The organism is Flavobacterium piscis, from assembly GCF_031457575.1.
Lineage (GTDB): Bacteria > Bacteroidota > Bacteroidia > Flavobacteriales > Flavobacteriaceae > Flavobacterium > Flavobacterium piscis_A.
In genome coordinates, this window is the sequence record NZ_JAVDWQ010000034.1 from 1 (window position 1) to 8,308 (window position 8,308).

Below are 8,308 nucleotides of genomic sequence, written 5' to 3' on the forward strand. Positions count from 1 at the left end.
GGTTTAACAGTCCTTGCCCGACAGCTCGGATATGCGCAAAGTTAGCGCGGAAATTCTTTCCGTGCCCGCAACAGTTAGACATCTAAATTAAAACTATATATGTTTATAGATTTTCTTTGTGGGCACTGATTGCAAATCAGCGCTATCGGGTAAGTTTTCATTACAACAAGGAGGCGTTGAAGCCAAGTATTTTGCAAAATCAATTGAAGATGCACATTGGTATGGTCAAAGGCTTTATCCAAATGGATATTCAATTATACAGGGAACAGTAAAAGCACCAGTTAATGCAGCACAACATTGGTTTCCACACGTAGATATTGGAGCTTATGTTTTTCCTAAAGAGACTTTGCCATACATTATTCCTCATAAATAATATTATTATGCTTACAGAAAATAGAAAATATCATTTCATTGGCGAATTAAACTTGAATCGAAGTCGAGTTTTAGATGAGCAATCTCAACCTAAGGACGATAAAGTAAACTGGCTTTTTCTAAAAACAGGCGAGCAACAATTTAGTTTTGTTTATAGAATTGAAAATCCACAAGAGGCTATATACGGCATTCCTTTTAAGGTAGAGTTAGCATTTACAATGGTAGAAGCAATAGAAGGTATTATTAAACTAAACCATACATACGAAGTTTTAAGAGGACAGGAACATATTGGTACAGTCAGCGTATTCAACGTTTTAGATTAATCAAAATAGTGTAAATGAAGCTACTTCTAAAAATATTATTTTTCTTACTTGCTATATTTCAAATAAATATCAGTGAAGCAAAAGTTGTGGTATTCGAAAATGCAATTTCAGAAATAAAATTTACTGAACGTGAAGTAGAAAGTATAAAAGAATCGGTTGAAACTTTAGAAAGTGACTTTGGTAAAACTTGCAAAAGTGAAAAGGATTTAGTAGATTATAGGAACTTGGCTAAGAGCTATAAGGCTACTGCCGCTAAGGGGGTAGCTTCAGGGGCTCAATATTCAGTTGCTTTTGAAACCAAATTGGCAAGCAACCTATATCCAGGTAAAGGTTATTACAGTCACTTTAAAGCAGCCAACACTTCTTTAAGTAATGCAATGGGTGACGGAGCTTTTGCAAATTCAATGTCTAAATTGGGTATCTCAATTCCTCGTTCATCAACAGGAAGTATTTTAGGGAAGTCCCCTGCAAATTGGGTATGGCATCACGATGTTGGTGCTGGAGTTATGCAGTTAGTTCCGAAAGCACAACATACAACAGGTAGTCTGTTTTGGAATACATTGCATCCAGGGGGCGTAGGTGGAATGTCAATTTGGGGAAAATAAAAGAAAATAACAAAATATATGAAAGTAGTTGAATTAATAAAATACTTGACTAATCCTGAACAGCTAGACGAACTGTATCAGGAGCAGGGACTAAATACAGAATCCGAAGCATTGCTAATCTATCTGCAAGATGCATTAGATTTGGAATCTGAAATCACCATTTTTGAAATAGAAGAAACGGAAGATGACCTTGTTTTTGAGAAAGAAGGAGTACAATATATTCAACTGTTTCCTGTAGATTATGCAATAGAGCTAATAGAGTCCGATTTAGACCTGAAGGATAAAGGTTATTCTGATTTTGAGATAGCTCAAAGACTTTTAGAATACAGACAAAAAGACGTATAAAAGCTTAGACTTACGATTTGTAAGAAGAAAATAGAATGAAATTGTTGATTAAGATACTGCTGTTTGTTTTTGTTGCACTTCTCGTGAAGGTGGACATGCCAAGTGTAGCTCTTACTTTTTCAAATATTCCGGACCACCACCAAATGTGAGTAAATATATAGGTAATTTTGTTCAATCTGATTTTGCTCAGGGTTTTGGAAAGATGGGAATCCAAACTATTATTGATAGTTTTGATTTAATATCGCCAGGTTTTAGTTCAACTTTTGATCAGTTTGGAGGTACAGATTATTTAGGCATAAGACCTACAGATAATCAAAAAGCAGGTTATTATACTGCTATGGCTCTTACATTTCTTACTCCTGGAGGAGCAGAAGCTGGGGCTGAAAAGCTCGCAGTGAAAGGCCTAACAAATCTGGAGTTAGTACAAAAGGCTGCAACTTTTGCGGAAAGAGCAATTGGAGGTACAGGAAGGTTTGCAGGAACTGCCAAACACAATTATGCTACAAACCTTTTGGAGCGTTATCAAAGCATATATGGTAATAAGGGACTACAGTTCAAGGTACCTTTTAATAATGGACCTGGTAACAGAGGTTTTTTAGATGTGCTTGATAACACTAATGGAATTATTTATGATTGGAAGTTTGGTTATCCGGGTATGACACCAGCTCAACTTAATATGACACCACAAATGCTGAAATATAAGAGAAATTTTAGATTAACCACACAAGTAATTAAACCGTAATGATAGCAAGTAATATAAAAAAAGAAATTATAAATAACTGGTCTGATGATTTTGAAGATTTGTCTGTTTATGCACAGAACAAATTATACAAAATATGTGGTGCGTTTATATTTGGTATAGAAATATTAAATCTTCCACGGACAGAAAGCTATAGACCGATTTTTGTTTGTTATCCTTTGTGGAAGGCAGACATAAAACAATGTCTTGAAGAGCCTATTTTTATACAGGAAATATATAATATAAAAAGTTTTCAGTTTAATATTCCTTATACAAAACATATCAACTTTTTTGAAGAAGCTGTAGAATGTACCAAGAAACAAGTATCAATTTTAGGACATCGCCATATTTCTACAAACCAGTTGTTTGAGGTTTTTAATAAGCAGTTCTACCAAACACTGATAAAATCAAGTCCAGTTGGACAGGCTAAACTTTTTGAAGCAAAACTGTTAGGAGCTTTGTATGTAAATGATGAGGTTGCTATTGAACAAGTTTTGGCTGAAACACATAAAGCTTCAACATCTTGGATTCCTGATTTATTTGAATGGAAGTATGGAAAAAGGGATGTTTGGCTTCAAGATTTAAAGGAAGCGATAACCAACAGAGATGAATTTTTAAAGCAAATAGAAATAAACAAGCAGGATAAAAAAATTGCAAAGTTGCAGAGTTCAGAACTTACAGCATAAAAAAATGAAAGCCACAGCTGTTCAAGCAGAATAACAACAAGTTCTGATGCGATGCCTCTGGTTTGTACTTTGAACGAGTAGTACGTAGGCAATTTAGTTAAATCTGATTTTGCTCAGGGGTTTGGAAAGATGGGAATCCAAACTATTATTGATAGTTTTGATTTAATATCGCCAGGTTTTAGTTCAGCTTTTGATAAGTTTGGAGGCACAGATTATTTTAATTTAAGACCGACAGATACTCAAGAAGCAGGTTATTATTCCGCTATGGCTCTTATATTTATAGCACCTGGAGGTGCTAAGGCCAAAGTACAACAATATTCGCTGAGAGCTTTAGAAGCAGGATACTATCCGGTGATGAAAAGAGGATTCAAAGCTGCACAAGAATTAGTATGGCTTGAGAAAGACGAAATTTGGAAATTTGGTACTACTAAAAACCCTTTTACAAGATATTCACAAAAATATTTAAAAAATCTTGGAGAGGAAGGAGTCTATTATTTTAAAGAATTTGAGGGAACTTTATCAGAAGTTTTAAAACTTGAAAAAATGAAAATTAAAAATTACTTTGAGCGAACTGGTCACTTACCTTGGGGAAATAAAATTAACAAATAAAAATTATGAAGTTTGGAATTTCAGCTGATATAGATTGGGAAAGCGGTGTAAGAGAAGTACTTGGCCTAATACCTCAAAGAGAGTTTAAGGATTTTTTTTACACAAAAAATTATGGCATTGACCTTAATGACATTTTTATTGTTTTAATGTGTCGTGATAGTGAATATAATTTTAAACAGAGAATTAGATATGTAAAAAAAGAAAGGGCTTTATATATGGATATTATGCTTGATTCTGATTTGTTTGCAAAAATTACTCAGGAGGAAAGGAATAAAATAGTTTTTGAAAAGTTAATCAAAGAAGTTCCTGAAATTATTGCGAAATATAAGTTTAAAGATTTTGATTTAGAGAGATTTAAAGAGGACTGGACAGAATTAATAAATTCAATTGATTATTAGTTTTTTTTTAGACTATAGATTTGTTATAAAAATGCGCAGATATTTATGATTTTTGCGCATTTTTTTCTTGTCATTTTTGAAATATAAATTTCTCAGTCTTTGATCAGTTGGAGTTACAGATTATCTTAATTTAAGGCTTACAGATAATCAAAATACAGGTTATTATACTGCTATGGCTCTTACATTTTTGTCGCCGGCGGGTGCAGAAGTTAAAGTAGAACAATATACATTAAGAGCTATAGAAAGTGGATTTTATCCTGTAATGAAAAGAGGCTTTAAAAAAGCACAAGAATTAGTCTGGTTAGAAAAAGGTGACATCTGGAAATTTGGTACTACCAAAAATTTTAATCCTTTTAAAAGATATACCCAAAAATATTTGGATAATGTTGGTGAATTTGGTGTTGAGTACTTTCCTGAATTTAGAGGTACTTTGAAGGAAGCGTTAGAACTTGAACGAATGAAAATTATGAATTACATAAAACAGAACGGATTTTTACCGCGGGGTAATAAAATAATAAAATAATAAACTATGGATTTTGGAATAACTGCAGATAGTTGGTGGGAAACAAGAGTTAGCGATACTTTGTCTTTGATTCCTCATAGAGAATTTAGAGATTTTTTTTATTTAAAAAATTATGGAACAGATTTAGATAAATTTGTTGTAGTCTTGATGTGTCGCCATACTGAATATAATTTCAAACAACGCATTCGGTTTATAAAAAAAGAGAAGGCTTTATATATGGATATTATGCTTGATTTTGATTTGTTTGTGAAAATTACTCAGGAGGAAAGGAATAAAATAGTTTTTGAAAAGTTAATCAAAGAAGTTCCTGAAATTATTGCGAAATATAAGTTTAAAGATTTTGATTTAGATAAATTCAAAGAAGACTGGACAGGTTTAATAAATTCAATAGATTATTAAGATGTTTCAGTTTTTAAAAATGCGTGAAAGTTTATAATTTCACGCATTTTTTATTTGTTAATTTTAAATGATTAATAAAAAAATATGGAAATTACTATAACATCTGATGCATGGTGGGAAACTAGAGTTGGAGAAAGTTTAGATCAATTCTCGTTGAGAAAAATAAATAATTTTTTTTATTTAAAAAATTATGGAGACGAATTAGAGAGAATAGTTATTTGTTTTCTTTGCTGTAATCCTGAGCACTATGGCAAACTTGAACAAAAAGTAAAATTTAAAAAGAAAGAAAAGCATCTCTCAATTTTTTTTGTGCTTGAATATGATTTGTTCATGAAAATTAACAACGCTGAACGAGAGATGATCATCTTAAATAAAATGAAAAATGATGTGCCTGAAATAATGAAACAGAACCTCTCAAAACATTTTAATTTGGATGATTTCATAAAAGATTGGCTGAAAGTGATACAAAAATAAATAGTCAAAGATTAATTAATCATTCACTTAAGAATTTGCAATTTTGTAGGCATATCAGTTTGGAGGTACAGATTATTTAGGCATAAGACCTACAGATAATCAAAAAGCAGGTTATTATACTGCTATGGCCCTTACATTTCTTACTCCTGGAGGAGCGGAAGCTGGTGCTGAAAAGTTAACATTTAAAGGATTAAAGAATGGATTACAAGGATTAGGGAATATTTTTAAAGGAGGTAAAACCTTTGCGCAATATAGAACAGCATATTGGACAGGTAAGGTAAAACCTGTTCTAGATCCAGTAATAAATAGAGAAACGGGGCAGATTTGGAAGCAATTTATGGAACTTCACCATCGTTTTATACCACAAAGATGGAAATGGGCCCCTAATTGGTTAAAAAATAATAGATTTAATCTTCAGGAAGTAAACAGTTTAGAACATTCTTTGAAAGATCCTTACCGTGCTAGATTTGCACCACAATGGGTAAAAGAAGAATATAATTTAATTTGGAAATAATATGTTTAAATTTTTTAGAAAAAAGAAAAAAGAAAATCAATTTGGCAATGAGGAAATTTATTTTTTCAAAAACTTAATTGATATTTTACCCAAAAAATATTCTTATTTGAGTGGGCAGATTAACAATGATTTTATACTAGGATTTAAAGAAAATATATTAGGCTTTAAAGATAGTTACACATTTTTATTAAATGCCAATTTAGAAGCATTATATACAAATAAAAGACTGCCGCATTATTTTATATTAAAAAATATAAATGTTTGGAATACAAAAAAAAATAGTTATTGTAATATTGAGTTAGATATTTTAAGTGGAATGATTGGTGGTTTTAAAAGTGAAAGCATTGATTTTTTAAGTTTTGACTTTAGTAAAACCGATATCGAAAATATTACTGAAAAGAATTTTGAAAATAAAGACTTAGATAAATTATTGATGAACTTTGATGAAAATGAGAAAAAGATTCTATCAAAATATTTAGATAGCACTTATGCTATAAACCTTCCTGATGGAGTCTTTTATTATATAGATGATATTGGAAACGGCGACGTACTTGCTTTAGATAAAATAGGTAATGCCTATTTGTTAACTCATGATCCTGCACAGACAATTAGAATTTTCTCCAAAGAAGATTTATTTGAGAAATTAGAAAATAATACTTTAATTAAGGAGGCGACTAAAATTTATGACTCTTTATAGAAAAGTATTAATGACAAATTAAGAATTTATTTGACCACTTCCCAATGAAACGGGCAATATTACGGAGGTGACGGCAGTGGCGGTTTTATGGATTATTTCAGTAGATTTGTTTATGAAACAGATCAATTTAATCCAATAGCGCTATTATGGGATGGGGTCAAAGGGAATATTAACGGTACTGACAGATATAATAATGAATTAACAGGATTTGAGGCTAACATGAAAATTGTTAGTGCAGTTCCTATGACCAAAGTTGCTAGTATAGCAACAAATGGTGGGATGAAAGGAATTTCTATGATGAGCTCACGAGCTCTGACCAATCAGCCATCGTTAATTCAAATAAATAGAGCATCAGGTAATTTATTCAGAGATGAACTAGCTGTTGCAATGAGGGCAGAAGGACGTACTGTATATACAGAAGTTTACAAACGAACACCATTTGTAAACGTTATATGGATTTAGACATATATGGTATAATGGAGTTAATTTGGGTGGTATAGAAGCCAAAGTAGGGAGTTCTCGTTATCATTCATTACAAAAATTAAAGGATGCGTGGCTTGGAGCAAATGGATACCCAGTTCAACTAGTAAGAAAGCCTAAAATATGGTAAATTATATGGAAATTTTTAAAGAAATTATTACAGCATTAAATCCTTTTTTTAAGCAAACTGGATTCACCAAAAAAGGAAATACTTATTATTTAGAAGTTAATAAAAATTATGGTATTATAAACTTTCAAAAAAGCAGAGAAAGTACAAAAGAACTAATTAAATTTACAATCAATTTTGGTATTTATTCAAATTTTTTAGGTCAATTAGAATATGATTATAATAATTCATTAAAACCAGAAGTTGAGCAGTGTCAGTGGCAAGCAAGGGTTGGAACTTTTATGCCAGGTAGTGCTGATTATTGGTGGTCAGTTAATCTCTCAGATGATTTAAATAACGTTACTAATAATGTGATGGATATTGTTCGAAATAATATAATGCCTGAAATCAACAAACGTCTTTCTGATGACGGTTTAATAAACTGTTGGATGAATGAAACTTTTGCTGGGACTACAGAAATAGGCAGATTTAAATATTTGACAACACTCTTAAAAGCAAAAAGCGATTTTAATACCTTAAATCAAGTTATTGAAGCATTTATGCAAAATTCACAAGGAAAGCCAAACGCCATTATAGCAATTGAGCATTTAAAAGAAATAGAATATAGTAAATAAATAAAAAAGACTGCTAAATGAACATGCCCAAATAGTTGTGTGAGAAAGGTTGACTCGATTAGTTTATAAATTCAGTTAAATCGGGACAGAATTAGTTTTGTTCCGATTTATTTTTTTATCGATGTTTCTGTTAAAGAATCATTACAAACAAATCGTTTAAATTCTTAACTATACTTAGATTGCCATTTTGAAGATGATCTTTTTGAATATCTTTCCATATTTTTACACTTTTGTGCAACCTATTTCAGGAGAAGACATAAATTGATTTAGATTGTGTTCACGAGCAAGATGCTCGCGCCAGCCTGGGGGAATTTAAAGCTTGGTGGATTGAGCAAGGTAGACCTTGGCCCAATGTACCAGAAGGTAGTACATTGAATATCCATCATTATAAACCTCTTGCACA

The 8,308-nt window shown here is 31.6% G+C and carries 15 protein-coding genes; all 15 read left to right on the top strand.

Annotated elements, in window-relative coordinates; translation table 11 throughout:
- Window positions 1-118 precede the first annotated feature (118 nt).
- Window positions 119-373: a hypothetical protein gene (locus tag J2W48_RS22890; RefSeq protein ID WP_310284514.1), complete on the top strand. Its 255-nt coding sequence runs from the start codon at window positions 119-121 to the stop codon at window positions 371-373.
- A gap of 7 nt (window positions 374-380) precedes the next feature.
- Window positions 381-695, top strand: a complete 315-nt coding sequence (locus J2W48_RS22895; RefSeq protein WP_310284516.1) for a hypothetical protein — start codon at window positions 381-383, stop codon at window positions 693-695.
- 14 nt (window positions 696-709) lie between these two features.
- Window positions 710-1,300: an HNH endonuclease gene (locus J2W48_RS22900; protein ID WP_310284518.1), complete on the top strand. Its 591-nt coding sequence runs from the start codon at window positions 710-712 to the stop codon at window positions 1,298-1,300.
- An 18-nt stretch (window positions 1,301-1,318) separates the two neighbouring features.
- Complete coding sequence (locus tag J2W48_RS22905; RefSeq protein ID WP_310284520.1) at window positions 1,319-1,645, top strand: hypothetical protein; 327 nt, start codon at window positions 1,319-1,321, stop codon at window positions 1,643-1,645.
- 145 nt (window positions 1,646-1,790) lie between these two features.
- A complete protein-coding gene (locus J2W48_RS22910) occupies window positions 1,791-2,387 on the top strand; it encodes a hypothetical protein (RefSeq protein ID WP_310284522.1) in 597 nt (198 codons plus the stop codon).
- Window positions 2,387-3,070, top strand: a complete 684-nt coding sequence (locus J2W48_RS22915; RefSeq protein WP_310284523.1) for a hypothetical protein — start codon at window positions 2,387-2,389, stop codon at window positions 3,068-3,070. Before J2W48_RS22910 ends, J2W48_RS22915 begins: the two co-directional genes overlap by 1 nt.
- Window positions 3,071-3,199: 129 nt before the next feature.
- Entirely contained in the window at window positions 3,200-3,679 is a 480-nt protein-coding gene (locus tag J2W48_RS22920) for a hypothetical protein (protein WP_310284525.1), read from the top strand.
- Window positions 3,680-3,684: 5 nt separating this feature from the next.
- Window positions 3,685-4,077, top strand: coding sequence for a C1orf198 family protein (locus J2W48_RS22925; RefSeq protein WP_310284526.1), 393 nt, complete (start codon window positions 3,685-3,687; stop codon window positions 4,075-4,077).
- 172 nt (window positions 4,078-4,249) lie between these two features.
- A complete protein-coding gene (locus tag J2W48_RS22930) occupies window positions 4,250-4,600 on the top strand; it encodes a hypothetical protein (protein ID WP_310284527.1) in 351 nt (116 codons plus the stop codon).
- A 6-nt stretch (window positions 4,601-4,606) separates the two neighbouring features.
- On the top strand, window positions 4,607-4,999 hold the full coding sequence (locus tag J2W48_RS22935) for a C1orf198 family protein (RefSeq protein ID WP_310284528.1): 393 nt from the start codon (window positions 4,607-4,609) through the stop codon (window positions 4,997-4,999).
- Window positions 5,000-5,083: 84 nt separating this feature from the next.
- Entirely contained in the window at window positions 5,084-5,473 is a 390-nt protein-coding gene (locus tag J2W48_RS22940) for a hypothetical protein (protein WP_310284529.1), read from the top strand.
- 124 nt (window positions 5,474-5,597) lie between these two features.
- Complete coding sequence (locus tag J2W48_RS22945) at window positions 5,598-5,987, top strand: hypothetical protein (protein ID WP_310284530.1); 390 nt, start codon at window positions 5,598-5,600, stop codon at window positions 5,985-5,987.
- 1 nt (window position 5,988) lies between these two features.
- Window positions 5,989-6,684, top strand: a complete 696-nt coding sequence (locus J2W48_RS22950; protein ID WP_310284531.1) for a hypothetical protein — start codon at window positions 5,989-5,991, stop codon at window positions 6,682-6,684.
- Window positions 6,685-6,771: 87 nt separating this feature from the next.
- Entirely contained in the window at window positions 6,772-7,146 is a 375-nt protein-coding gene (locus tag J2W48_RS22955; RefSeq protein ID WP_310284532.1) for a hypothetical protein, read from the top strand.
- 153 nt (window positions 7,147-7,299) lie between these two features.
- Window positions 7,300-7,905: a DUF4304 domain-containing protein gene (locus J2W48_RS22960; protein WP_310284534.1), complete on the top strand. Its 606-nt coding sequence runs from the start codon at window positions 7,300-7,302 to the stop codon at window positions 7,903-7,905.
- Window positions 7,906-8,308: the final 403 nt, after the last annotated feature.

Bases quoted from the DNA above. Each gene is read 5' to 3' on its own strand.
- J2W48_RS22955 (WP_310284532.1), top strand. From the start codon at position 6,772: ATGGATTATTTCAGTAGATTTGTTTATGAAACAGATCAATTTAATCCA.
- J2W48_RS22935 (WP_310284528.1), top strand. From the start codon at position 4,607: ATGGATTTTGGAATAACTGCAGATAGTTGGTGGGAAACAAGAGTTAGC.
- J2W48_RS22915 (WP_310284523.1), top strand. From the start codon at position 2,387: ATGATAGCAAGTAATATAAAAAAAGAAATTATAAATAACTGGTCTGAT.
- J2W48_RS22905 (WP_310284520.1), top strand. From the start codon at position 1,319: ATGAAAGTAGTTGAATTAATAAAATACTTGACTAATCCTGAACAGCTA.
- J2W48_RS22950 (WP_310284531.1), top strand. From the start codon at position 5,989: ATGTTTAAATTTTTTAGAAAAAAGAAAAAAGAAAATCAATTTGGCAAT.
- J2W48_RS22940 (WP_310284529.1), top strand. From the start codon at position 5,084: ATGGAAATTACTATAACATCTGATGCATGGTGGGAAACTAGAGTTGGA.
- J2W48_RS22960 (WP_310284534.1), top strand. From the start codon at position 7,300: ATGGAAATTTTTAAAGAAATTATTACAGCATTAAATCCTTTTTTTAAG.
- J2W48_RS22900 (WP_310284518.1), top strand. From the start codon at position 710: ATGAAGCTACTTCTAAAAATATTATTTTTCTTACTTGCTATATTTCAA.
- J2W48_RS22945 (WP_310284530.1), top strand. From the start codon at position 5,598: ATGGCCCTTACATTTCTTACTCCTGGAGGAGCGGAAGCTGGTGCTGAA.
- J2W48_RS22895 (WP_310284516.1), top strand. From the start codon at position 381: ATGCTTACAGAAAATAGAAAATATCATTTCATTGGCGAATTAAACTTG.
- J2W48_RS22925 (WP_310284526.1), top strand. From the start codon at position 3,685: ATGAAGTTTGGAATTTCAGCTGATATAGATTGGGAAAGCGGTGTAAGA.
- J2W48_RS22930 (WP_310284527.1), top strand. From the start codon at position 4,250: ATGGCTCTTACATTTTTGTCGCCGGCGGGTGCAGAAGTTAAAGTAGAA.
- J2W48_RS22920 (WP_310284525.1), top strand. From the start codon at position 3,200: ATGGGAATCCAAACTATTATTGATAGTTTTGATTTAATATCGCCAGGT.